Raw genomic sequence first — 23542 nt, 5'->3', positions numbered from 1 at the left:
ATGCTGGCGCTGATCCGCAAGGAATGCCTGCTGCTGCTGCGCGACCCGCATGCACTGGCCGTGCTGTTCATCATGCCGATCCTGTTTCTCGTGCTGATGGCGGCAGCCTTGTCCAATTACCTGCGCGACGAAGCACCGCCTCTGGACCTGGTGCTCGAAGCCCCACAGCAAAGCGAGGCCAGTCTGTTTTTCCGGCAAGCCTTGCAGGAGCAGTTGCCCGGCAGCCGGGTGCTCGCCAACAGCGATGAGGCCCTGCCGCACATCATCCTTGCCGAAGACTTCAACGAGACGCTGCTGGACACACCGCATATCGGCCCTGCACTGAGCTATCCCGCGCGCATCGACAAGCAGACCCGGCAGCGCCTGCGCGCCGCCGTCAACATTGCTCTGGCCCAGACCCGCCTGCTCGCCTACCTGGAAGACGGCGACGCCCTGCCGCAAGACATGGATGCAGAGCAGCGCCTGCAACTGATCCGCCAGCGCACCCAAAGCCAGATCAGCGAACTGCAGGTGCTGGCCAGCGGCGAGCTGAGCGGCAAAGCCAACGCCAGCCAGCTGAGCGTGCCGGCCTGGCTGATCTTCGGCATGTTCTTCGTCGCCCTGCCGATGGCCGGTGGTTTCCAGCGGGAACAACAAAGCGGTGCCCTGCTGCGATTCCGCGCGCTGGGACTGAGCCCTAGCATCCTGGTGCTGAGCAAGTTGCTGCCCTACGTGGCCATCAATCTGGTGCAATTCGCCTTGCTGCTGACTATCGGCATACATGTACTGCCCTTGCTCGGACTCAGTGGCCTGAGCCTGCCGGGCGCCCCTGCAGCTTACTTGCTGCTGGCACTCAGCCTGAGCCTGGCCGCCTGTAGCCTGGGACTGTTCCTGGCTTCACTGGCGCGCAGTGGCGAGCAGGCGTTGCTGCTGGGGGGCGGCATCAATATCATCCTCGCCGCGATCGGCGGCATCATGGTGCCCAAGAGCGTGATGCCCGAGGCCATGAGCCAACTGGCGGAAATTTCACCGATGAGCTGGGCGCTGGACGCCTTCCTGACCCTGCTGGTGGGCCAGGGCAGCCTGGCCGATATCGCCCCTGACTGTGCCCGTCTTCTGCTGTTCGCCCTGGTGCTGGGCGGTGGCGGGCTTTACCTGTTCCGCAAACGAGTGCAGCAAACGCAATGGACGACACATTACTAGAACAAGAACTCAAGCAGCTGCTGATCCGTGAATGCGACAAGGAAGACGACATAGACTGGCAGAGCATCGCCAATGACGAGCCGTTGTTCGGCCAGCAGAGTCGAATCGCCATGGACAGCCTCGATGCCCTGCAGGTCTCGTTGGCCCTTCAGCAGCGCTATGGCGTGCGCATCGAAGGCGCAAAGGATGGCCGACGCATTCTCAACAGCATTGCCAGCATCGCGGCCTTCATCAGGCAGAGAAAGTGATCCCCATCTACCTCCAGCGTGGCGCCCTGCACAGCGCCCTTGGCGCCGACCTGCGTGCCGCCAGCGCAGCCTTGCAAGACGGCAGCCTGCCTGTGCCCGGCGCGTTCCTGCTGCACGAACTGCAGCAGCCGCGCCCCTACCTCGCTGTAAGCTGCAGCGGTGAAAGCCGCCAGCAGCGCTGCGACCGTCTGCTCGGCGAAACCCTGGGCGAACAGCCGGGTGCGCTGGATGACTGCCTGTTGATCATCGCCAGTACCAGCCTGGATATCGACGATCTCGAGCAACTGATCGCTGCAGAAGGCGGCTTTCGCCCAGAACATTCGACCTCACTCGACCTGCTGGCCGAAGACCTGCGCCAACGCTGGGGTTTCGCTGACGCGTTCACCCTCAATACCGCCTGCACCAGCGCGGCCAACGGCCTGCTGTATGGCGCACGGATGCTCGCCGCCGGCCTCTACGAACGCGTGCTGGTACTGGCCTTCGAAACACCCAGCGTCATCGCCCAGCAAGGCTTCGGCGCCCTCGACCTGACCAGCCCCAGCGGCGCCTACCGGCCCTTCCATCCGGAGCGCGACGGCCTGATTCTTGGAGAGGCGTATGCTGCCACCCTGCTCTCGCGCGAACCTGGCACGGCGCCCCTGGCGAAGCTGCTCGGCGGCTTCAGCGCCTGCGACACCAGCAACCTGACCACCACCCGCGAAGACGGCAGCCATATCGACTGGGTCATGCGCGAGGCCCTGCGCAGCGCTGGCGTCGACGCCGGGCAGATCGGCCTGGTGAAACTGCACGGCACCGCCACCGGTGCCAACGACCGCGCCGAGAGCAATGGCGTGCGCCTGCTGTTCGGCGACGCGTTGCCGCCACTGTGCGTGCTCAAGCCCTGGCTCGGCCATACCCTGGGCGCCTGCGGCCTCAGCGAAACCCTGCTGCTGGTGGAAAACCTCACCCGCCTGCCAGGCGTGGACTATGCCGCCGATGCCGTGCTGCCGCTCAGCGCCGAGCCGCCCCCCGTGGCAGCTGACAGCCTGCTGCTGGCCAACTTCTTCGGTTTCGGTGGCAACAACGCCAGCCTGCTACTGCAACGCTGCGCGGAGAGCCAGACATGAAGCCAGTCATCGCTGCCTGCAGCGTTCGCGGGGATGCGAGCTGCTCCGACAAGGAGCTCAAGGCCGCCCTGGGCCAATGGCTGGACGCGCCGCCACGACGTATCGACCGCATGATCCTGCAAGCACTGCTGTGCAGCGCCCCTCTCAAGGCGCAGGTACGCAGCGATTGCGGCCTCTATCTGGCCTCGCGCCACCCGGCCCGCGCCACCATGGGTGCACTGCTCGACGCCGTTTGCGTGCATCAGCGCCAACCCAAGCCCTTCGAATTCGTCAACAGCGTGAGCAACGCCGCAGGTTTCCACGTCGCCGCGCAACTAGGGCTGGAGGGGCCTAACCTGTTTATCGGTGCCGGCACCAATGCATGGCAACAGCTACAGATGCTGGCAGCCCTGGATCTGGCCGATGGCGCGATCAGCCAGGCGTTGCTGGTGGTGATCGACGAGAACGGAGATTTTCAGGCGCAGGCGGTGTTGGTCGAGGCCCCCACGAAGGCACAGGACTTTACCGAGCTGACAGCGAACATCGAAGTCCTGCACCTACAGGCTTGTTGATGACATTGGTGGGCTGAAGCCCACCCTACAACCGAGATGCACCTCCGTAGGGTGGGCTTCAGCCCACCTCAACCAACCTCAGCCTTTGCGCTTGGCCCAGGCGCCCAGCTCTCTCATCAGCACCCGCTCCTGCCCGGCGATGCCCCGGAGCATCTCGGCGATCGGCCGGAAGTCCGGCGCCTCGCCCTTGCTGCGGCTGGCGCGCACACAGGCCGAGGCGAACTGGCGCCAGTCGTCGCCCACCGCAGTCAGACGCGACGATGCCTCCTGCAGGCTGGCGTCGCCGATCTTCTCACCGGCCTCCTGCAGGAAGCTGGCGTACATGAAGCGGAAGCCCGCACCGCCAGTGCCGATCTCTTCCTGCATGCGCACGATATGGGTGAGGTACAGGCGGTTGTACTTGGCCTGCGCCGGGTCGAGCGCCTCGACGCATTTGGCCAGGTGCTGGATGCCACGAATGCCGATCCACGGCAGCGGCATGCCGTCTAGGATGCGCGAGGTGGACAGCACGCTCTGGCGGATCAGGCGCTCCCAGTCCTGCTCCGGCGACACGTCGTCGAGGTAGTACATCAGGCCCTTGGCCGCCAGCGCGCCCTTGGCGAAACGCGCCTTCTGCAGATCGGCACTGGCACAACGCACCGGCTCCTCGAACACCGGGTCGCTGAGCAGGTACTCGTCGCCGTCGCGGCCGTAGGCCAGCAGGTTGTGCGCATTGAAGTGAAAGCGCATCTCCGGCGGGAAATACGGCAGCCAGAACACCGAACTCTGCAGACCAGCCAACCGGCCACTATCGAGTACCCGGTCGAGTGCGACACGCCCCTGCTCGGGTTTGGCGAAGGTGCGGCTGGTCAGGCGTACGCCCAGGCGTTTGCTCAGCGTCTTGATCAGGTGGCGCGGCGGCATGCGATAGGCAATCAGTGGCATGCCACCGATCTTGACGATGGGCAGGTAGGCGAAGGCCAGACCAGACGCCAGGCCGAAGGCCATCGGCTCGCTCATCGGCAAACCGGCATGGGTGAGCAGGCTGGCCATGACGCCACTTTCGCAGTGGGCGCTCTGGCGGTGCTGGAACGCAGTCATGGCAACTCTCTCTGGTAGCGACGCAGCTCGTCGACGGTGAGGCCGAAGGCTTCGGCGTAGCGCGCCAGCACGGAGACGCTCAGGCGGCGATAGATTTCCGGACGAAAGTGCCGGCGCACCCGCCACTGCCACAGACCGGTGATCTGCGACAGCGCCGGCTCGTCCATGCGGTAGCGGTACATCAGGCACTTGAGCGGCGACAGCTCGCCACGCTGCCAGAGCGCCAGGGCCTCGGCCTCCTGCGCCTCCAGCTCGGCGACGGCCAGTTGCGTGGCATAGGATTCAGGATCCCAGCCGACGCTCTGCGCGCCCTGGTAGTGGCCGCTTTCATCGACCGCATAAAGCAGCTTGCTGTGCCCGCCATAGGCGGAGCCGGGATCCTGCGGAACTTCGTCAAGCTTCATCGCCAACCACCGTCAGGTGCATGAACGCACTGGAAAAGCGCCCGCTCTCGGGCACGTAGCAGAGCAGCTTCTGGCCGATGCGCAGGCGCCCACCGTTGAACAGCTCTTCGAGGATGATGAAGATCGACGCCGCGCCGGTGTTGCCCTTGCTGGTCAGGTTGGTGAACCAGCGCTCCATCGGAATCGGCAGGTCGACATTGGCCAGGCCCACGGCCAGCGGCTCGCGGAAGAACTCCGAGGAGTAGTGCGGCAGGAACCAATCGATGTTCGCCACGCGCAACTCGCGGCGCGCCATGATTCGGCGCAGCGCCTCTTCCACGGTGTATTTGACGATGTTCTCGTTGAGCAGTTTGACGTTCTGCTTGATCGCCATCACCGACTGCTTCGCGCGCTCGTCGGCGTCGTAGCGGCTCCAGCCACGTAGGGTATCGTCCTGCATGTCGGCACCGGCATACATGCAGGGCGGCATCTGATCGGCGAAGGAGTAGATGTCCAGCCAGTCTATGCGCAGGCTCAGGCCGTTCTGATTCGGGCGATCCTGTAACAACACCGCACCCGCGCCATCGGACAGCATCCAGCGCAGGAAATCCTTCTCGAAAGCGATCTCAGGATGCTTTTCCAGCTCGTCGACGCGGCTTTCGTATTCGGCGTTGAAGTTGCGCGCCTGCATCAGGGTCGAGGCGACCTCCGAACCACAGGCCACGGCCGTGCGGCTCTCGCCACTGGCCACGCTCATCCAGGCGTATTTCAGCGCGGTCATCCCGCACAGGCAGATGCCGGCGGTGGTCGCCACCTCGCAGGACGGATTGCCCAGCTCGCCATGCACCATCACCGCATGGCCCGGCATCACCTGATCCGGCGACGAGGTGCTGGCCACCAGGCAGTCGAGCTGGTTCAGCTCGAACCCCTCGCCCTGCAGGCCACGAATAGCTTCGGCGCTGAGCTGCGCATTGCTCATGCTCGGCTCGCCCGTGTGCGGGTCGATCACGTAGTGGCGCTGCTGGATGCCATTACGGCGCAACACCAGCTTGCGCGCACGCGACGGCTTGCCGCCGACCATGCCCAGGCGCGCTTCCATCTGCTCGTTATCCACAGGCTCGTGCGGCAGGCAGGCACTGATGCGGTTGATGAATACAGGGGTTACCACGGTCTTACCTCGGGTCACTTCACTCGCCGGATGGGCCGGCAAAGTAGGCCTTCTCTCTCTGGATACGCCCCTTGAACAGCGGCGCCAGCAATTTTTTCAACACCGCCGTGATCGGCACCACGGTCAGAATCAGGCAAATCAGAAACAGGATATACAGCACCAGCCCGGCGCCGCGCCGCCGACTCTGCTGCGGGCCGAGCGCCGAGAGCAGTCGGCTCCACAGGGTGAAACTACGATTGCCGACCTTTTCGCTGGCGATCAGTTTTTCATCCACTTTCACCGCGCCCAAGCCAGCGAGCATCGGTGTCTCGATAGGCTGTTGGTCAGCGAGCAGCCGCCGCGCCATAGCGTCGCCGAAACGGCTGGCTGCCGCCAATTCCCGCTCGTCGATGCCCGCGCGCGGTACCCAGCTATAGGGCTTCTGCCGGCCAGTGAACATCCACAGCGGCGTGGCCAGGAAGCTCGCCGCCGTACCGCAGGCATCGGTCAGCACGACGTTGTCCACCAGCTTCGCGCCCAGCGCCTGCAGGCGCGCCTTGACCTTCTCCTGGGCCATCAGCCACATGTTGCGGCAACCGATCAGCGTGACCACCGGCGTGTTTTTCAGCAAGCGTGCGGCCTCGGGCGAGGCGAGAAAACTGGTGCAGGGCAGCGAGGGCGAGAGGAACCACACCTGATAGGCCAGGATCACCAGGTCGTAGCGCTTGTCAGCGTCCACAACCAGCGGCAGCAAGGGCTGCGGCTTCATCAGCACGGTTTCCGGGAAGATGCGAAAGAAACCGAGAAAGGGCCAGGGAAAGGGAAAAGGCTGGGCAGGTTGCAGCGCCAGGAAATCCACTTCGATGCCGTCGCACTCGCGCAACGGCGCACAGACCGATTGCGCCAAGCGGTCTAATTGGCCAGTCTGTGAGAAGTGGACGACTAAAACATGACGCATTCGCGGCGCATTCCCTGCAAAATGTGCAAATTATGCCACAGAGACTTCTTCAAACCGTAACCCGCCTGTGCCAACTTTGCCTATTTGTTCCGCTACTCGCCTGCCAAGCGATCCAGGCCGGCGATCTGCTGATCGAGGTGGAAGGCGTACAGGATCAGGCAAACCTGTATCTGGCCTTGGTGCCAGCCGACCAGCCAAACTGGCAGCCCAGCCTGCGCGAACTGCAGGGTACGCAAACACCACTGCGACTGAGCGATCTGCCACCCGGCCGCTATGCCATACAGGTGTTCCAGGACAGCAACAGTAACGGCCAGCTGGATCTCAGCCCGCGCGGCATCCCGCAGGAACCCGTGGGGTTCTCCGGCAATCCATCACTCTTCGGCGGCAAACCCAAACCCAGCGACAGCCTGTTCGAGCACGGCACGACGGACAGCGTGATCAGCGTGCGCCTGATTCCACCGCGCAAGAAAAAGGAACGCCTGGCTCCCGTTGCACCACGCACCGGGGATCGCTAGCGGCCAGGCGTACAGGCCTCGCCGCTCGTCTAAGGCTTACTGGTGATACTGCGCGGACAGCTCGTGCACGGCCTCGAAGAAAGCGCCAGCGTGGGCCGGGTCGACTTCCGGGGTGATGCCATGGCCAAGGTTGAACACATGGCCGCTGCCTGCACCGTAAGCCGCCAGGATGCGCGCCACCTCGGCACGAATCGCCGCCGGCTTGGCGTAGAGCACCGCCGGATCCATGTTGCCCTGCAGGGCAACCTTGGCACCGACACGGGCGCGGGCGCTGCCGATGTCGCATGTCCAGTCCAGACCCAGCGCTTCGGCGCCACTGTCGGCCAGGGATTCGAGCCACAGGCCGCCGCCCTTGGTGAACAGGATCACCGGCACCTGGCGACCGTCGTGCTCGCGGATCAGGCCGTCGACGATCTTCTTCATGTAGGCCAGGGAGAACTCCTGATAGGCCGCAGCCGACAGCGCACCGCCCCAGGAATCGAAGATCTGTACCGCCTGCGCCCCGGCCAGGATCTGCCCGTTGAGATAGGCAGTGACCGACTGCGCCAGCTTGTCGAGCAGCGCGTGCAAGGCCTGGGGATTGTCGTAGAGCATGGCCTTGGTTTTGCGAAAATCCTTCGACGAGCCGCCTTCGACCATGTAGGTGGCCAGCGTCCAGGGACTGCCGGAAAAACCGATCAGCGGCACACGACCGTTCAGCTCGCGGCGGATGGTACGCACCGCGTCCATCACGTAGCCCAGATCCTTCTCGGCATCCGTCACCGGCAGCGCCTCGATGTCGGCCAGGCTGCCGATCACCTTCTTGAAGCGCGGGCCCTCACCCGTCTCGAAGTACAGGCCCTGACCCATCGCGTCAGGGATGGTGAGGATGTCGGAAAAGAGAATCGCCGCATCCAGCTGCGGGTAGCGATCCAGCGGCTGGATGGTGACCTCACAGGCCAGCTCGGGATTCTTCATCAGGCTCACGAAGTCGCCGGCCTTGGCCCGGGTCGCGCGGTACTCCGGCAGATAGCGACCGGCCTGGCGCATCATCCAGATCGGCGTGACATCCACGGGTTGCTTGAGCAGGGCACGAAGGAAACGGTCGTTCTTCAGGGCGGTCATGGCGGCATCCGGCGAAAAAAGTGCGGGCATTTTCGCAGAGCGCAAAACAAAAGGCACGGCGAGTGCCGTGCCTTTTGTCCATCGCGACGATATGCCGCGACGATCTACCAGCTGCGATAGGGCAGGAACTTGCCGTTGAGCACGATCTGCACGCGGTCACCCTTGGGGTCGGCGACGCGCGAAATGTCCATGCTGAAGTCGATGGCGCTCATGATGCCGTCGCCGAACTCCTCGTGGATCAGTTCCTTGATGGTCTCGCCATAGACGTTGATCATCTCGTAGAAGCGATAGATCAGCGGGTCGGTGGGGATGGCCTTGTCCCAGTGCTTGTGCGGGAAGGCCTGTAGAGCGGTGGAGACCTCCGCCGGCAATTCAAGCATCTCGCACAGGGCGTCGGCCTGCGCCTTGGGCATGCTGTTCATGCCCAGGCAGGCCGATGTCGTCCACACCGGCGACATGCCGATGCCCTGGCCAAGCGCAGCCCAGTCCAGGCCAAGGCGCTCCTTGGCGGCGGTGATGGTGGTGCGCATCTGTTGCTTATCCATGGTGAAACTCCTTCACGGGGGTCAGAGGTACGACCCTGGCGGCAGGTGCCGGCTCGTCCAGGGCGGGGTTGATTTCGGGCGGGAAGCCTTGCTCGTCGGCCACGGTGCGGCCGCGCAGCTCGTGCGAGCGGTTCACCAGAAAGTCCACGAGGTGGTTACGGATGCGGTAGTACGCCGGGTGATGAATGACCTGGTCGCGCTGCCGTGGCCGTGGCAGGTCGATGCGCACCGACTCGGCGATACGTGCCTGCGGGCCGTTGGTCATCAGCAGGATGCGGTCCGAAAGCAGGATCGCCTCGTCGATGTCATGGGTGATCATGAACACCGTCTGCCTGGTAGCGCTCCAGATCTTGATCAACTCGTCCTGGATCACCCCTCGGGTCAGGGCATCCAGCGCACCGAAGGGTTCATCGAGCAGCAGCAACTGCGGCTGGGTGGCGAAGGCACGGGCGATACTCACGCGCTGACGCATGCCGCCCGACAGCTGCGCCGGCTTGCGCGCCTCGGAGCCGCCCAGGCCGACCATTTCCAGGTACTTGCGGCTGTGTGCGCGGCGCTGCTCCTTCGACCACTGCGGGAAACGCGCACGCACGCCGAACTCGACGTTCTCCAGCGCGCTGAGCCAAGGCAGCAGGCTGTAATTCTGGAACACCACGCCGCGTTCGAGGCTGGGCCCGGCGACTTCCTTACCGGCCATTTCTAGTGTTCCTTCGCTGAAGCTGTCGAGCCCGGCCAGGGCGTTGAGGATGGTCGATTTACCGCAGCCGGAATGGCCGATGATGCAGACGAACTCGCCCTGATCGAGGCCGAAGTTGACGTTTTCGAAGACCGTCAGCGGCTCGCTGCCAGGATGCGGGAAGCGCTTGGCCAGACGGCGTGCATCGAGAAAATAGCGGGACATGACATCACTCCTGATAGCTGACGAGACGGGCGACGCTGCCCAGCAGAAGGTCGAGCAGCATGCCGACCACGCCGATCATCAGAATCGAGAAGATCACGCTGGCCAGGTTGAGGTTGTTCCACTCGTTCCACACGTAGTAGCCAATGCCGGTGCCACCGACGAGCATCTCGGCGGCGACGATCACCAGCCAGGCGATACCGACCGAGATGCGCATGCCGGTGAGGATGGTCGGCATGGCCGCAGGCAGAATCACGCTGAACGCCGTGCGCAGCGGGCTCAGCTCATGGGTGCGGGCAACATTGATCCAGTCGCGGCGCACGCCGGCGACGCCGAAGGCGGTGTTGAGGAGCATCGGCCATACCGAGCAGATGAAGATCACGAAGATCGCCGAGGTCTGCGAATCCTTGATCACGAACAGCGCCAACGGCATCCAGGCCAGCGGCGAGATCGGTCGCAAAATCTGGATGAAGGGGTTGAGGGCGCGGTACATCAGCGGCGACATGCCGATGACGAAACCGATGGGGATCGCCACCAGCGCCGCCAGCAGATAGCCGGTCAACACCCGGTACAACGAGTGTGCAAGCTGGATGCCGATGCCCTTGTCATTAGGCCCGTTGTCATAGAACGGCTGGCTCAGCTCGGCGTAGGCATGCGCCAGCACCACCGAAGGCGGTGGCACACGGGCCTCCTGCTCGGCTTCGCCCATGAGCAGGGCGTATTCGTCATCAGCACTGACTGCGGCGCTGGCGGGCACACGGCAGAGCACCTCCCAGACCACCAGCAGCAGCACCAGCAGCACAACGGAAAGAATCGCCGCGCGCAGGGAAATGGACGCTTTCATCACGACCTCCGCATGGCGAAGCTGGCCAGGTAACCGTCCGGATCAGCCGGATCGAAGGGTTTGCCCATCACACTGAAGGTTTTGTAGGCATCGGCTGGCACCGGTAGGCCGAGCTCTTTCATCACCTTGCCGGCGTCAGCCGCGAGGAACACCCGCTCGGCGATGTTGCGGTAGTCGACATCCCCCTGCAGATAGCCCCAACGTTTCATTTGGGTGAGGATCCACACTGCCATCGACAGCCAGGGGAACGGATCGAAGTCGATGCGCTGTGGCTCGTCATGAATGTTGCCCAGGCCATCGGCATAACGCCCGCTGAGCACCTGCTGCACGACCGGCACCGGCTGATTGAGGTAGTTGCGGGTGGAGATCGCCTCGGCCACCGCCTTGCGATTCTCGGCCTTGGAGGAGTATTGCGTGGCATCGATCAGCGCGTGCAGCAGTGCGCCGTAGGTGTTGGGGTTCTCGCTGGCGAAGCGCTGGCTGCAGGCGAAGGCGCAGCATGGATGGCCCGGCCACAGCTCCTTGGTCAGCAGGTGGATGAAACCAACCTTCTCCCACACCGCACGCTGGTTGAACGGGTCCGGCGAGAGGAAGCCATCGAGATTGCCGGCACGCAGGTTGGCGACCATCTCCGGTGGCGGCACCACGCGAATCTGGATGTCGCGATCCGGGTCCAGGCCGTGCTCGGCCACGTAATAGCGCAGCAGGAAGTTGTGCATCGAGTATTCGAACGGCACACCGAAGCGCATGCCCTTCCACAGTTTCGGATCGCGTTTGTCCTGGTGCTGCATGCCGAGCACGATGGCCTGGCCGTTGACGTTTTCCAGCGCAGGCATGACGAAAGGCGTCTGCGTCGACCCCAGCCCCAGGCTGATAGCCAGCGGCATCGGTGAGAGCATGTGCGAGGCGTCGTATTCGCCGGCCAGCGACTTGTCGCGCGCCACCGCCCAGCCGGCGGTCTTCACCGTTTCCACCTCCAGCCCGTACTTGGCGTAGAAGCCCATCGGCCCGGCCATGATGATCGGCGTGGCGCAGGTGATGGGCACGAAGCCAATCTTCAGCTTGGTCTTTTCCAGCGGGCCAAGGCTGTCCTTGACCGCCGCCTTGACCGCATCCAGCGGGATCATGCTGCCCAGAATCGCCGCCGCGACGCCGCCACCGATCATCCCCATGAAACTGCGACGGGAAAAATCGTTATGGCCGAACACGCCGCGCACGATGGCGTTCTCCACCGCGCGATCGAGCATGGCTTCGCTGCTATCCGGCAGCGCAGCGGCACTCGGCGTGCAACGCTGGCAGGCGCACCCGGCGGCATGAGACAGCTCGCTGTCGGGGCTGAATGGATCGTCCAGACTGTTGACGCTCATCGTGATCACTCCTGCGATGGCCTGCCCCAGATTGGTGAGGCGGGCGCTGACTGGGCTGAGCCATTGCTGGCCGGTTCATGTCAGTTATTGCAGGAGCTGTACCAGCTCAAAACTCTACATAAGCGATTGAAAAATATAAATTTTTAACAAAACCAATAAATACGAAATCTCGTTATTCACGAAATTTCGTCACCTTAAAAAACGATATTTCGTCAACTGGCACGTCCTTTGGATAACGAACTGAAAGGCCAATCCCGAGAGTTCCACGATGCCCGATCCCAATGCCGCCAGTCAGTTGTTCTTGCAACATATGCAGAGCGCCAGCCTGGTCATCGACCCTACCTGCGACCGTATCCTGCATGCCAATCCAGCCTGTTGCGCCCTGCTCGGCTGGCCACAGGAAGAGTTGCTCACACTGCGCGCCAGCCGTCTCTGGGCGCATGACCTCGGAGCACTGGTCACCTTCACCGAGGAAGTGCAGGTGCGCGGCGCTGCCTGGCGCGACGGCCTCGGGCTGCTACGTCGCGATGGCGAGCGCCTGGAGGTGGAAATCGACGGCAGCCGGCTGGAACATGACGGCGCTAGCCTGCTCGGCCTGCTGATCCAGCAGCGCCGTCGCCTGGATGCCCTGCGCGGGCTGGCCGAAGCCGAGCGCTATCAACGCCAGGGACTGCTCGAATGGCAGGGCGTGGAACGCATCTTCCGCCAGTTCGAGCGGCAGAATCAGCTGATCCTCGGCGCCGCTGGCGAGGGCATTTATGGCGTCAACCGCAATGGCGAGACCACCTTCGTCAATCCGGCAGCCGAACGCATTCTCGGCTGGCGTGCCGACGACCTGATCGGCCACAACATTCACGACCTGATTCACCACCACCATCCCGACGGCAGCACCTACGACGGCCATACCTGTCCGATCTATGCCGCCTTCAACGACGGCGAGGTGCACCAGGTGGCCGACGAGGTGTTCTGGAACAAGGATGGCAAGCCGATCCCGGTGGATTACACCAGCACGCCGCTGCGCGACGACGGCGAACTGGTCGGCGCCGTGGTGGTGTTTCGCGACATCAGCGAGCGCCTGGAAACCGAGTGCCGGCTGCGCCAGGCCCTGAGCGAGGTACAGCAGCTCAAGCAACGCCTGGAACTGGAGAATGCCTACCTGCAGGAGGAAATTCGCGGCGAGTACGCCCAGCACGATCTGGTCGGACGCAGCGCTGCCATGCAGCAGGTGATCCACCAGATCGAACTGGTCGCCCCCACCGGCGCCAACGTGCTGATCACCGGCGAGTCAGGCACCGGCAAGGAGCTGATCGCCCGCGCCATTCACGACAACAGCGGGCGCAGCCGCCGCCCGCTGATCCGGGTGAACTGCGCGGCGGTACCGCGCGAGCTGTTCGAGAGCGAGTTCTTCGGCCATATCCGCGGCGCCTTCACCGGCGCACTGAACGACCGCGTCGGGCGTTTCGAGCTGGCCGACGGCGGCACGCTGTTTCTCGACGAGGTCGGCGAAATTCCTCTGGAGCTGCAGAGCAAGCTATTGCGCGTGCTGCAGGAACAGCAGCTGGAACGAGTCGGCGACAACCGCACCCGCCAGGTGGATGTACGCGTGATCGCCGCCACCAACCGCGACCTGCGCCAGGAAGTGCGTGCCGGCCGCTTCCGTGAAGACCTGTACTTTCGCCTCAACGTCTTCCCCATCGAGTCGGCGCCGCTGCGCCAGCGCCCGGAAGACATTCCGCCGCTGGCCCAGCACTTTCTCGGCCGCGCCTGTCGTCAGCTCAACCGCCCCGAGCCCAGCCTGCGCCTGGCCGACATCCAACGCCTGCAAGCCTATTCCTGGCCGGGCAACATTCGTGAGCTGGAGAACCTGATCGAGCGCGCCGTGATCATTTCGCCCGGCACCCGGCTGCGCCTTGATCTGCCCAACGACAGCGGCAACGACGCGCCGTCACAGCCACAGGTGGAACAGGAAATGCGGATTTTCACTCAGGGCGAGCAACGCCGGCAGATGCGCGAAAACCTGATCGCAGCATTGAAGGCCTGTGCGGGCAGGATATCGGGGAAGGACGGCGCGGCGCGGTTGCTGGAGCTGAAGCCAACGACCCTGCGCTCACGCCTGGAGAGCTTCGCCATCGACCCGCGCGACTACCGACCGCGTAAGTCGCAGCCGCGCAGGTACGAGACGAATCAGACGCCCAGGTAGTCGAGGATGCCTTCGGCGGCGTTCCTACCCTCGAAGATCGCCGTCACCACCAGGTCGGAGCCACGCACCATGTCGCCACCGGCGAAGATCTTCGGGTTGCTAGTCTGGTGCTTGAACTGCGACTGCTCGGGCGCCACAACGCGACCCTGGCTGTCGGTCTGGATCTCGAACTGCTCGAACCAGGGCGCCGGGCTCGGACGGAAACCGAAGGCGATCAGCACGGCCTCGGCCGGGATGACTTCCTCGGAGCCCGGGATCGGCTCGGGGCTGCGGCGGCCACGGGCATCCGGTTCGCCGAGACGGGTCTCGACCACCTTGATGCCTTCCACCTTGCCGTCGCCGACGATGGCGATGGGCTGGCGGTTGAAGAGGAACTTCACGCCCTCTTCCTTGGCGTTCTTCACTTCCTTGCGCGAGCCCGGCATGTTCTCTTCGTCACGACGGTAGGCGCAGGTCACGGCCTTGGCGCCCTGACGGATCGAGGTGCGGTTGCAGTCCATCGCGGTGTCACCACCGCCCAGCACCACGACGCGCTTGCCCTTCATATCGATGAAATCTTCCGGCGACTTCTCGAAACCGAGGTTGCGGTTGACGTTGGCGATGAGGAAGTCCAGCGCGTCATAGACGCCCGGCAGATCCTCACCCGGGAAGCCACCCTTCATGTAGGTGTAGGTGCCCATGCCCATGAACACGGCATCGTACTCATCCAGCAGTTGCTGCATGGTCACGTCCTTGCCGATCTCGGTGTTCAGGCGGAACTCGATACCCATGCCGGTGAAGACTTCACGACGGCGGCTGAGCACGGTTTTTTCCAGCTTGAACTCGGGGATGCCGAAGGTCAGCAGGCCACCGATTTCCGGGTTCTTGTCGAACACCACCGGGGTCACGCCGTTGCGCACCAGCACGTCGGCGCAGCCCAGGCCGGCCGGGCCGGCACCGATCACCGCGACACGCTTGCCGGTCGGTTTGACCTTGGACATGTCCGGGCGCCAGCCCATGGCGAAGGCGGTGTCGGTGATGTACTTCTCCACCGAACCGATGGTCACCGCGCCGAAGCCGTCATTGAGGGTGCAGGCACCTTCGCAGAGGCGATCCTGCGGGCACACGCGGCCGCAGACTTCCGGCAGGGTGTTGGTCTGGTGCGAGAGCTCAGCGGCGGCCAGGATGTTGCCTTCCGACACCAGCTTCAGCCAGTTCGGAATGAAGTTGTGCACCGGGCACTTCCACTCGCAATAAGGGTTGCCGCAGCCCAGGCAGCGATGCGCCTGGTCTGCAGCTTGCGCCGGCTTGAAGTTGTCGTAGATCTCGACGAACTCCTTCTTGCGCTGACGCAGCAGTTTCTTCTTCGGGTCTTTGCGCCCGACTTCGATGAACTGGAAGTCGTTATTCAGACGTTCAGTCATTGCATTACCTCATCAAACCACTTCAGGCGCATTCTTATTGCGGGTTGGCACGGGTGCTGGACAGCAGCGACTTCAGACTGGCCGCTTTCGGTTTCACCAGCCAGAACTTGCGCAGGTAATCGTCCAGGTTTTCCAGCAGGTTCTGGCCCCACTCGCTACCGGTTTCCTCGACATACTCGGCCAGCACGCTTTCCAGGTGGCTGCGGTAGGCCTCCATCGCTTCGTTGTTGATGCGTTGGATTTCCACCAGCTCGTGGTTGACGCGGTCGTAGAAGCCGTTGTCCAGATCGAGCACGTAGGCGAAGCCGCCGGTCATGCCCGAGCCGAAGTTGTAGCCGGTCTTGCCCAGCACGCAGACGAAACCGCCGGTCATGTACTCGCAGCAGTGGTCGCCAGTGCCTTCCACCACGGCGTGGGCGCCGGAGTTACGCACAGCGAAACGCTCACCCGCGGTACCGGTGGCGAACAACTTGCCACCCGTGGCGCCGTACAGGCAGGTATTGCCGATAATGGCGCTGTCCTCGGTGGCGAACGGGCTGCCGGCAGGCGGGGTGATGACGATCTTGCCTGCAGTCATGCCCTTGCCGACGTAGTCGTTGGCGTCGCCTTCCAGGCGCAGGTGCAGACCACCGGCGTTCCACACACCGAAGCTCTGACCGGCAGTGCCCTTGAAGCGGAAAGTGATCGGCGCATCAACCATGCCCTGGTTGCCATGCACACGGGCGATCTCACCGGAAATGCGCGCACCGATGGAGCGGTCGCAGTTACCGATGTCCAGCTCGTACTCACCACCGGTCTTGCCGGCGATGGCGTCCTTGGCCATTTCCACCATCTTCTCGGCCAGCAGGCCTTCGTCGAACGGCGGGTTCTTCGGCACCTGGCAGAACTGCGGCTTGTCAGCCGGGATGTGTGCGCTGGCCAGCAGCGGCGACAGATCCAGGTTGCCCTGTTTGGCGGTTTCGCCCGGCAGCACTTCGAGCAGGTCGGTACGGCCGATCAGCTCTTCCAGGCTGCGCACGCCCAGCTTGGCCAGCCACTCGCGGGTTTCCTCGGCGACGTAGGTGAAGAAGTTCATCACCATCTCGACGGTGCCGATGAAGTGATCCTTGCGCAGCTTGTCGTTCTGCGTGGCCACGCCGGTGGCGCAGTTGTTCAGGTGGCAGATACGCAGGTATTTGCAGCCCAGGGCCACCATCGGCGCAGTACCGAAGCCGAAGCTCTCGGCACCGAGGATGGCTGCCTTGATCACGTCCAGGCCGGTCTTCAGACCACCGTCGGTCTGTACCCGCACCTTGCCGCGCAGGTCGTTGCCGCGCAGGGTCTGGTGGGTTTCGGCCAGGCCCAGTTCCCAAGGCGCACCAGCGTAACGGATGGAGGTCAGCGGCGAGGCGCCGGTACCACCGTCGTAACCGGAGATGGTGATCAGGTCGGCGTAGGCCTTGGCCACACCGGCGGCGATGGTGCCAACACCGGCTTCCGCCACCAGCTTGACCGATACCAGCGCCTTCGGGTTGACCTGCTTGAGGTCATAGATCAGCTGCGCTAGGTCTTCGATCGAGTAGATGTCATGGTGCGGCGGCGGCGAGATCAGGGTCACGCCCGGTACCGCGTAGCGCAGCTTGGCGATCAGACCATTGACCTTGCCGCCCGGCAGCTGGCCGCCCTCGCCGGGCTTGGCACCCTGGGCCACCTTGATCTGCAGCACTTCGGCGTTGACCAGGTATTCCGGGGTCACGCCAAAGCGGCCGGTGGCCACCTGCTTGATCTTCGAGCTCTTGATGGTGCCGTAGCGGGCCGGGTCTTCGCCGCCCTCACCGGAGTTGGAGCGACCACCCAGGCGGTTCATAGCCTCGGCCAGCGCCTCGTGCGCCTCTGGCGACAGCGCGCCGAGGGAGATACCAGCGGCATCGAAGCGTTTGAAGATCGACTGCAGCGGCTCGACTTCGTCGAGACTGATCGGCGTGGCGGATTCCTTGACCTTGAGCAGGTCGCGGATCATCGATACCGGACGGGTATCGACCAGCGTCGAGTATGCCTTGTACTTCTCGTAGTTGCCCTGCTGCACGGCTTCCTGCAGCGTGCGCACCACGTCGGGGTTGTAGGCATGGTATTCGCCGCCGTAGACGAACTTGAGCAGCCCCCCCTGCTGGATCGCCTTGCGGTTGTTCCAGGCCTCCTGGGACAGCAGCTTCTGCTCGCTCTCGATATCGACGAAACGCGCGCCCTGGATGCGGCTGGCCACACCCCGGAAGCACAATTCGGTGACTTCGTCAGCCAGACCAACCGCCTCGAACAGTTGCGCACCGCGGTAGGACGCGACCGTGGAGATGCCCATCTTCGACAGGATCTTCAGCAGGCCCTTGGAGATGCCCTTGCGGTAGTACTTGAAGACTTCGTACAGATCGCCCAGCACTTCGCCGGTGCGGATCAAGTCGCCCAGCACTTCGTAAGCCAGGAACGGATACACCGCCGAGGCGCCGAAGCCCAGCAGCACGGCATAGTGGTGCGGGTCACGCGCAGTGGCGGTTTCCACCAGGATGTTGCAGTCGCAGCGCAGACCTTTCTCGGTCAGGCGGTGATGCACGGCGCCAGTGACCAGCGCGGCATGCGCCGGCAGCTTGCCAGGAGCAATGTGACGGTCGGTCAGTACCAGCAGCACCTTGCCGGCACGCACGGCTTCCTCGGCCTGGTCGGCCATATTGCGCACGGCGGCTTCCAGCCCCAGCGACTCGTCGTAGTTCATGTCGATGACATGACGGTCGAAGCCGGGGCGATCCAGGTTCATCAGCGCGCGCCACTTGGCCGGCGAGATCACCGGGCTGCTGAGGATCACGCGAGTGGCGTGCTCCGGCGACTCGCTGAAGATATTGCGTTCGGCGCCCAGGCAGATTTCCAGGGACATGACGATCGCCTCGCGCAGCGGGTCGATCGGCGGGTTGGTGACCTGCGCGAACTGCTGGCGGAAGTAATCGTAGGGCGAGCGCACGCGCTGGCTGAGCACGGCCATCGGCGTGTCGTCACCCATGGAACCGACAGCTTCCTGCCCCTGCTCACCGAGCGGACGCAGCACCTGGTCACGCTCCTCGAAGGTGACCTGGAACATCTTCATGTACTGCTTGAGCTGATCCGGGTCATAGAAGGCCGAACCATGGTCACGGTCTTCCAGCGTCGCCTTGATGCGCTGGGCATGCTTGCGCAGCCACAGTTTGTAGGGGTGACGCGACTTCAGGCGGCTGTCGATGGACTCGGTATCCAGCACCTGGCCGGTCTCGGTATCGACGGCAAGAATCTGCCCCGGGCCGACACGGCCCTTGGCGATGACGTCCTCGGGCTGGTAGTCCCACACGCCGATTTCCGACGCCAGGGTGATGTAGCCGTTCTTGGTGGTGACCCAGCGCGCCGGGCGCAGACCGTTACGGTCGAGCAGGCACACGGCATGGCGGCCATCGGTAAGCACCACGCCGGCCGGGCCATCCCAGGGCTCCATGTGCATGGAGTTGTATTCGTAGAACGCGCGCAGGTCGGCGTCCATGGTTTCGACGTTCTGCCAGGCCGGCGGAATGATCATGCGCAGGCCACGGAACAGGTCGATGCCGCCGGTAACCATCAGTTCGAGCATATTGTCCATGCTCGAGGAGTCGGAGCCGACGCGGTTGACCAGCGGGCCCAGCTCGTCGAGATCAGGGATCAGCTCGTTGGCGAACTTGGTGCGACGGGCCTGCGCCCAGTTACGGTTGCCGGTGATGGTGTTGATCTCGCCGTTGTGCGCGAGATAACGGAACGGCTGCGCCAGCGGCCACTTCGGCAGGGTGTTGGTGGAGAAGCGCTGGTGGAAGACCGCGATGGCGGTCTTCAGGCGCTCGTCACCCAGATCCGGATAGAACTGCTGCAGATCCGCCGGCATCATCAGACCTTTATAGATGATGGTCTTGTGCGAAAAGCTGCAGATGTAGTGATCGCTGTCGTCGGCATTGGCCACCGACGAGCGACGGCGTGCGCTGAATAGCTTGATGGCGAATTCCTGGTCGCTCAGACCTTCACCGCCGATGAACACCTGCTCGATCTGCGGCAGGCGCTCCAGCGCCAACTGGCCAAGCACGCTGGTGTCGATCGGCACCTTGCGCCAACCCACCAGTTGCAGACCGGCCGCGAGGATTTCGCGGTTCATGTTTTCGCGCGCGGCTTCGGCCTTGGCCGAGTCCTGATTGAAGAACACCATGCCCACGGCATATTGCCCGGGCAGTTCGACACCGAATTGCTCCTGGGCGATGGCACGCAGGAATTGATCGGGCTTCTGGATCAGCAGGCCGCAGCCATCACCGGTCTTGCCGTCGGCGTTGATACCGCCGCGGTGAGTCATGCAGGTGAGGGCCTCAATAGCGGTCTTGAGCAGGTGATGACTAGCCTCACCTTGCATGTGGGCGATCAAGCCGAAGCCGCAGTTATCCTTGAACTCATCAGGACGGTACAAACCTGCTTTCATAGGGGAAACTCTCACCAGGCTGCCTAGACTTCAGGCAAATTACTTTCTAATTCAATTACTTAAACCCGAAAAGCGGGCACGGGCCAGCTTTGCACAGGGCAAAAGGGAGGTCATTGTACATATCCACCCATCCCGTCACAAATTTTCGTGGCGAAGGGGTGAAAATTTATGTCGCAAAAACGAAGGATAAGACTGCAAGGTCGTGCTAACGACCATGCAGTCATGCTGAGGAAGGAGACTTCTAGCGGCTCATCTCCTGCTGGATGCTGCCCAGCGTACGCGGCCAGGGCTTGCCCGCCTGCAGCTTGGCCGGCAAGGTTTTCACTGCCGCCTGCGCGGCATCGCGACTGGAGAAACTACCGTAAGTCAGCACATACAGCGGCTGGCCCTGATGGATCTTCTTGAAGTAGTGATACTCGCTGCCCCCCTCACGCACCAGCGCCTGAATATTGGCCTCCGAACGCGATCCAACCACCTGCAAGGCGTAGCGGGACGCCGGCTGCTGCGCATACCAGCCACCCGCTGCCGCGCTTGACGCCGCGGCCGGAGCAGGCGCTGGTTTAGGCGCAGGAGCTGGAACCGGAGCGGGCTTGGACTCCGCAGGTTCGGGCTGCTTCACCACTGCAGGTGCAGGTGCAGGTGCAGGTGCAGGTGCAGGTGCAGGTGCAGGTGCAGGTGCAGGTGCAGGTGCAGGTGCAGGTGCAGCAGCGATTGGGGCAGATGGCAAAGTCACTGTCGAGGACTCAGGCGAAGCCGGTGGCTCGAAGTCATCCAATTCTTCTCCAGCCGCTTCAGCCAACGGCTGGCGAATCACAGCCTGCGACTCCCCTACCAGCGGCAAAGGCAGCGGCTGGCTTGCACCCGCGAACTCGATGGCGGGCGCACGGCTCTCTGCAGCTGGCGCCTGCACAGGCTCTTCAGCCTCGACGGCCGGAGTGGAAGATTGCAAGGGTAGAGATGTATTGCTGGCTACCGGCGCAGACGAGGAAGATTCGCGCCCCTGCATGAACCAGGCGGCAGCGACACCCACCAGGACGACTGCAAGTGCCAGCAGATGCTTCTTCGGCAAGGCGAAGCCACCACCTGCGGCACCTCGCCCGGCAGCCCGCTGCGCAAGCATCTGCTCGACCAGCAACTCACGCGCTTCCTGATTGATCGCACCCGGCCACCCCTGGGAGCGCGCGTGGATATCCTCGATCTGCTCATCGGTCAACAGACCAATATCCTGCCCGGCCCCTTCCAGCCGCTGCGCAAGGTATTCGCGCGTTTCGTCCTCGGCATAGGGCTGGAGCTCGATCGCGTGATAGCACTCTTCGCCTCCCGCCAGAGCCTCCAGCCGAGCCAGCAATTCATGCTCGGCAAATAGAAAAACGTGCGGACGCCCCTCGTCGCCGCCGGCAGCGAGCACCAGGAGATTCTTTAGCGCGACATCATCCAGCTGGTCCGCATCATCGACCAGCAGGTAAACCTCCTGGCCAGTCAGCGCCAGCTGTCCGACCTGCGCCAGAATCGAGCGAACATCGGCCTGAGCGATGGACAAGCCCTGCGCCACCTGGCGTAGCAGCGACTCGCTATCCGCGACACCCTGCGCAATCACGACGCTCTGCACCGCCTGCTTGTTGGTGCTCGCGACCAGCGCCTGACGCAACAGCGTCTTGCCGCTGCCCTCAGGCCCCACCACCGCGAGCAGGAGCTGGCTGTAGCGCGCCAGGTGATGCAACTGCCCCAACACCGGCTTGCGTTGCGCAGGGAAGAACTTGAAGCCAGGTACTCGAGGAGCAAAAGGGTCGTGGCTGAACTGGTAATGGGCCAGGAAAGCTTCGTCAGCATGCAAACTGGTCATGAATCACTCTTCAAGAGTTGGACGACTGAGCCAGCGCGGCGTAGTCGCTACGCAACGTGGCGTCGAGAATTTCGCGCGGGTAATCCGCAGTCACTACCGCCTCACCCAGACGCTTGAGCAACACGAGGCGCAACTGACCATCAAGTACTTTCTTGTCCACCGCCATATGATCCAGGAACTGCTCGGGTGTCATGTCTTGCGGCGGCACCACCGGCAGACCGGCAGCCTGCAACAGGCGCACGCCACGGTCCCGATCAGCAACGGACAACCAACCAAGCCGATGGGACATTTCCAGCGCCATCACCGTTCCGGCGGCAACGGCCTCGCCGTGCAGCCACACGCCATAGCCCTGCTCGGTCTCAATGGCATGGCCGAAGGTGTGCCCCAGATTCAGGGTGGCGCGCACTCCAGACTCACGCTCGTCAGCGCCCACCACTCGCGCTTTGGCTGCGCAAGAACGCTCGATGGCATAGGTCAGTGCGACGCCATCCAGTGCGCGCAGCGCATCCATGTTGTCTTCGAGCCAAGCCAGGAAAGGTTCGTCACAGATCAGACCGTACTTGATGACCTCCGCCAAACCGGCGGACAACTCGCGCCCAGGCAAGGTATGCAGGCTGGCGGTGTCGATCAGCACAGCCTTGGGCTGGTAGAAGGCACCGACCATGTTCTTGCCCAGCGGGTGATTGATCCCGGTCTTGCCACCCACCGAGGAGTCCACCTGCGACAACAGAGTCGTCGGGACCTGAATGAAATCCACACCCCGCTGATAACAGGCAGCTGCGAAGCCGGCCATATCACCAATCACACCACCACCAAGAGCGATAACGGTCGTACGCCGATCATGCCGAGCCGTCAGTAAACCATCGAAAATCAGCTGTAGGGTTTCCCAGTTCTTGAAGACTTCGCCATCAGGCAACACCACCGAGGCGACCTTGAAGCCTTCCAAGGAGCGCATCAGCGCATCTAGATACAGAGGCGCAACGGTTTCATTGGTAACCACTGCCACCTGCCGCCCGGCAATATGACGCGCGAGCAACTCGGGGCGTGCCAGCAGGCCATCCCCGATATAAATGGGATAGCTGCGCTCGCCGAGATCAACGTGAAGAGTCTGCATGAGGCCCCCAGAATAAAAAGGCCTCTAGGATAGCGCAGTTCGCCCCGCGCTTTAACGGGGCGACAAGGCTTCCAGACGCGAGAGAATTTCCTGAACCACCATACGCGGCGGACGCTCGTCCGTTTCTATGACGATATCGGCCACCTCTCGGTAGAGGGGATCACGCATCGCCATTAGATCCCTGAGCACCTGAGCCGGATTGGCCGTGCGCAACAGCGGGCGATTACGATCACGCGAGGTCCGGTCGATCTGCTGCTCCACGGAGGTGTGCAGGTAAACGACTCGCCCACCAGCATGCAGAGCCTGACGGTTCTCCGGACGCATGACGGCTCCACCACCAGTGGCCAATACAAGACCGTCCTGCATCGACAGCTCAGCGATCACCGCCTGCTCTCGCTCACGAAAGCCCTGCTCTCCCTCGACATCGAAGATCCAGGGAATATCGGCGCCGGTACGCTGCTCGATCTCCTTGTCGGAGTCCTTGAAAGGCAAACGCAGCTCTTTGGCAAGCAAACGCCCGATGGTGCTCTTTCCAGCACCCATCGGGCCTACGAGGATTACATTCCGCACT

20 protein-coding genes are annotated in these 23542 nt (G+C 63.3%); 6 read left to right on the top strand and 14 right to left on the bottom strand.

What is annotated here, in order from left to right; translation table 11 throughout:
• The 4 genes from EL191_RS03085 to EL191_RS03070 are packed head-to-tail and all read left to right on the top strand — an operon-like array spanning position 1 to position 3087.
• Positions 1 to 1182, top strand: coding sequence for an ABC transporter permease (locus EL191_RS03085; protein ID WP_232005529.1), 1182 nt, complete (start codon positions 1 to 3; stop codon positions 1180 to 1182).
• Positions 1164 to 1430: an acyl carrier protein gene (locus EL191_RS03080; protein ID WP_013713748.1), complete on the top strand. Its 267-nt coding sequence runs from the start codon at positions 1164 to 1166 to the stop codon at positions 1428 to 1430. Before EL191_RS03085 ends, EL191_RS03080 begins: the two co-directional genes overlap by 19 nt.
• Positions 1427 to 2536, top strand: a complete 1110-nt coding sequence (locus EL191_RS03075) for a beta-ketoacyl synthase N-terminal-like domain-containing protein (RefSeq protein WP_041976406.1) — start codon at positions 1427 to 1429, stop codon at positions 2534 to 2536. Before EL191_RS03080 ends, EL191_RS03075 begins: the two co-directional genes overlap by 4 nt.
• Positions 2533 to 3087, top strand: a complete 555-nt coding sequence (locus EL191_RS03070; RefSeq protein ID WP_041976404.1) for a hypothetical protein — start codon at positions 2533 to 2535, stop codon at positions 3085 to 3087. Before EL191_RS03075 ends, EL191_RS03070 begins: the two co-directional genes overlap by 4 nt.
• A gap of 78 nt (positions 3088 to 3165) precedes the next feature.
• On the opposite strand, the gene EL191_RS03065 is transcribed toward EL191_RS03070, so the two are convergent.
• The 4 genes from EL191_RS03065 to EL191_RS03050 are packed head-to-tail and all read right to left on the bottom strand — an operon-like array spanning position 3166 to position 6655.
• Entirely contained in the window at positions 3166 to 4167 is a 1002-nt protein-coding gene (locus tag EL191_RS03065; protein WP_041976401.1) for a BtrH N-terminal domain-containing protein, read from the bottom strand.
• Complete coding sequence (locus EL191_RS03060) at positions 4164 to 4571, bottom strand: hypothetical protein (protein ID WP_017363388.1); 408 nt, start codon at positions 4569 to 4571, stop codon at positions 4164 to 4166. Before EL191_RS03060 ends, EL191_RS03065 begins: the two co-directional genes overlap by 4 nt.
• Positions 4561 to 5718 (bottom strand): beta-ketoacyl-ACP synthase III, encoded by a 1158-nt coding sequence (locus tag EL191_RS03055; RefSeq protein WP_041976399.1) that lies wholly within the window; start codon positions 5716 to 5718, stop codon positions 4561 to 4563. The genes EL191_RS03060 and EL191_RS03055 overlap by 11 nt, the downstream gene beginning before the upstream one ends.
• 19 nt (positions 5719 to 5737) lie before the next feature.
• Positions 5738 to 6655 (bottom strand): hypothetical protein, encoded by a 918-nt coding sequence (locus tag EL191_RS03050; protein WP_041976397.1) that lies wholly within the window; start codon positions 6653 to 6655, stop codon positions 5738 to 5740.
• Between the two features lie 32 nt (positions 6656 to 6687).
• Between EL191_RS03050 and EL191_RS03045 the strand changes: the two genes are divergently transcribed.
• The gene (locus tag EL191_RS03045) at positions 6688 to 7170 is read left to right on the top strand and encodes a DUF2141 domain-containing protein (protein WP_041976394.1); all 483 of its coding nucleotides are present in this window, start codon (positions 6688 to 6690) and stop codon (positions 7168 to 7170) included.
• Positions 7171 to 7206: 36 nt separating this feature from the next.
• On the opposite strand, the gene hemE is transcribed toward EL191_RS03045, so the two are convergent.
• The 5 genes from hemE to EL191_RS03020 all read right to left on the bottom strand — a co-directional run bounded on the left by hemE (position 7207) and on the right by EL191_RS03020 (position 11928).
• Positions 7207 to 8274, bottom strand: coding sequence for a uroporphyrinogen decarboxylase (hemE, locus tag EL191_RS03040; RefSeq protein WP_041976391.1), 1068 nt, complete (start codon positions 8272 to 8274; stop codon positions 7207 to 7209).
• 104 nt (positions 8275 to 8378) lie between these two features.
• Positions 8379 to 8819, bottom strand: a complete 441-nt coding sequence (gene cynS, locus EL191_RS03035) for a cyanase (RefSeq protein ID WP_041976388.1) — start codon at positions 8817 to 8819, stop codon at positions 8379 to 8381.
• On the bottom strand, positions 8812 to 9720 hold the full coding sequence (locus EL191_RS03030; protein WP_041976387.1) for an ABC transporter ATP-binding protein: 909 nt from the start codon (positions 9718 to 9720) through the stop codon (positions 8812 to 8814). Before EL191_RS03030 ends, cynS begins: the two co-directional genes overlap by 8 nt.
• A gap of 4 nt (positions 9721 to 9724) precedes the next feature.
• Positions 9725 to 10561, bottom strand: coding sequence for a nitrate ABC transporter permease (ntrB, locus tag EL191_RS03025; protein WP_041976385.1), 837 nt, complete (start codon positions 10559 to 10561; stop codon positions 9725 to 9727).
• A complete protein-coding gene (locus EL191_RS03020; protein ID WP_041976382.1) occupies positions 10561 to 11928 on the bottom strand; it encodes a CmpA/NrtA family ABC transporter substrate-binding protein in 1368 nt (455 codons plus the stop codon). The genes ntrB and EL191_RS03020 overlap by 1 nt, the downstream gene beginning before the upstream one ends.
• 268 nt (positions 11929 to 12196) lie before the next feature.
• Between EL191_RS03020 and EL191_RS03015 the strand changes: the two genes are divergently transcribed.
• Positions 12197 to 14128, top strand: a complete 1932-nt coding sequence (locus EL191_RS03015; RefSeq protein ID WP_041976379.1) for a sigma 54-interacting transcriptional regulator — start codon at positions 12197 to 12199, stop codon at positions 14126 to 14128.
• On the opposite strand, the gene EL191_RS03010 is transcribed toward EL191_RS03015, so the two are convergent.
• The 5 genes from EL191_RS03010 to aroK form a co-directional block, all read right to left on the bottom strand.
• Positions 14113 to 15531, bottom strand: a complete 1419-nt coding sequence (locus EL191_RS03010) for an FAD-dependent oxidoreductase (protein ID WP_041976377.1) — start codon at positions 15529 to 15531, stop codon at positions 14113 to 14115. The two genes, EL191_RS03015 and EL191_RS03010, sit on opposite strands and share 16 nt — an antisense overlap.
• A gap of 34 nt (positions 15532 to 15565) precedes the next feature.
• Positions 15566 to 20014 (bottom strand): glutamate synthase large subunit, encoded by a 4449-nt coding sequence (gene gltB, locus EL191_RS03005; protein WP_041976374.1) that lies wholly within the window; start codon positions 20012 to 20014, stop codon positions 15566 to 15568.
• Between the two features lie 241 nt (positions 20015 to 20255).
• On the bottom strand, positions 20256 to 21857 hold the full coding sequence (locus EL191_RS03000; protein ID WP_041976371.1) for an AAA family ATPase: 1602 nt from the start codon (positions 21855 to 21857) through the stop codon (positions 20256 to 20258).
• Between the two features lie 10 nt (positions 21858 to 21867).
• Positions 21868 to 22971, bottom strand: coding sequence for a 3-dehydroquinate synthase (gene aroB, locus EL191_RS02995; protein WP_017363395.1), 1104 nt, complete (start codon positions 22969 to 22971; stop codon positions 21868 to 21870).
• A gap of 51 nt (positions 22972 to 23022) precedes the next feature.
• On the bottom strand, positions 23023 to 23541 hold the full coding sequence (gene aroK, locus EL191_RS02990; RefSeq protein WP_026042192.1) for a shikimate kinase AroK: 519 nt from the start codon (positions 23539 to 23541) through the stop codon (positions 23023 to 23025).
• Position 23542: the final 1 nt, after the last annotated feature.

It is taken from the genome of Pseudomonas mendocina (genome assembly GCF_900636545.1).
Taxonomy (GTDB): Bacteria; Pseudomonadota; Gammaproteobacteria; order Pseudomonadales; family Pseudomonadaceae; genus Aquipseudomonas; species Aquipseudomonas mendocina.
Note: the sequence above shows the minus strand (reverse complement) of the source record. Positions and strands in the feature narration are given on the sequence as shown.

Coding starts and splice junctions, on each gene's coding strand:
- EL191_RS03045 (WP_041976394.1), top strand. CDS start 6,688: ATGCCACAGAGACTTCTTCAAACCGTAACCCGCCTGTGCCAACTTTGC.
- EL191_RS03050 (WP_041976397.1), bottom strand. CDS start 6,655: ATGCGTCATGTTTTAGTCGTCCACTTCTCACAGACTGGCCAATTAGAC.
- EL191_RS03085 (WP_232005529.1), top strand. CDS start 1: ATGCTGGCGCTGATCCGCAAGGAATGCCTGCTGCTGCTGCGCGACCCG.
- cynS (WP_041976388.1), bottom strand. CDS start 8,819: ATGGATAAGCAACAGATGCGCACCACCATCACCGCCGCCAAGGAGCGC.
- gltB (WP_041976374.1), bottom strand. CDS start 20,014: ATGAAAGCAGGTTTGTACCGTCCTGATGAGTTCAAGGATAACTGCGGC.
- EL191_RS03015 (WP_041976379.1), top strand. CDS start 12,197: ATGCCCGATCCCAATGCCGCCAGTCAGTTGTTCTTGCAACATATGCAG.
- EL191_RS03060 (WP_017363388.1), bottom strand. CDS start 4,571: ATGAAGCTTGACGAAGTTCCGCAGGATCCCGGCTCCGCCTATGGCGGG.
- ntrB (WP_041976385.1), bottom strand. CDS start 10,561: ATGAAAGCGTCCATTTCCCTGCGCGCGGCGATTCTTTCCGTTGTGCTG.
- EL191_RS03000 (WP_041976371.1), bottom strand. CDS start 21,857: ATGACCAGTTTGCATGCTGACGAAGCTTTCCTGGCCCATTACCAGTTC.
- EL191_RS03070 (WP_041976404.1), top strand. CDS start 2,533: ATGAAGCCAGTCATCGCTGCCTGCAGCGTTCGCGGGGATGCGAGCTGC.
- EL191_RS03020 (WP_041976382.1), bottom strand. CDS start 11,928: ATGAGCGTCAACAGTCTGGACGATCCATTCAGCCCCGACAGCGAGCTG.
- aroB (WP_017363395.1), bottom strand. CDS start 22,971: ATGCAGACTCTTCACGTTGATCTCGGCGAGCGCAGCTATCCCATTTAT.
- EL191_RS03010 (WP_041976377.1), bottom strand. CDS start 15,531: ATGACTGAACGTCTGAATAACGACTTCCAGTTCATCGAAGTCGGGCGC.
- EL191_RS03080 (WP_013713748.1), top strand. CDS start 1,164: ATGGACGACACATTACTAGAACAAGAACTCAAGCAGCTGCTGATCCGT.
- EL191_RS03030 (WP_041976387.1), bottom strand. CDS start 9,720: ATGTCCCGCTATTTTCTCGATGCACGCCGTCTGGCCAAGCGCTTCCCG.
- hemE (WP_041976391.1), bottom strand. CDS start 8,274: ATGACCGCCCTGAAGAACGACCGTTTCCTTCGTGCCCTGCTCAAGCAA.
- EL191_RS03065 (WP_041976401.1), bottom strand. CDS start 4,167: ATGACTGCGTTCCAGCACCGCCAGAGCGCCCACTGCGAAAGTGGCGTC.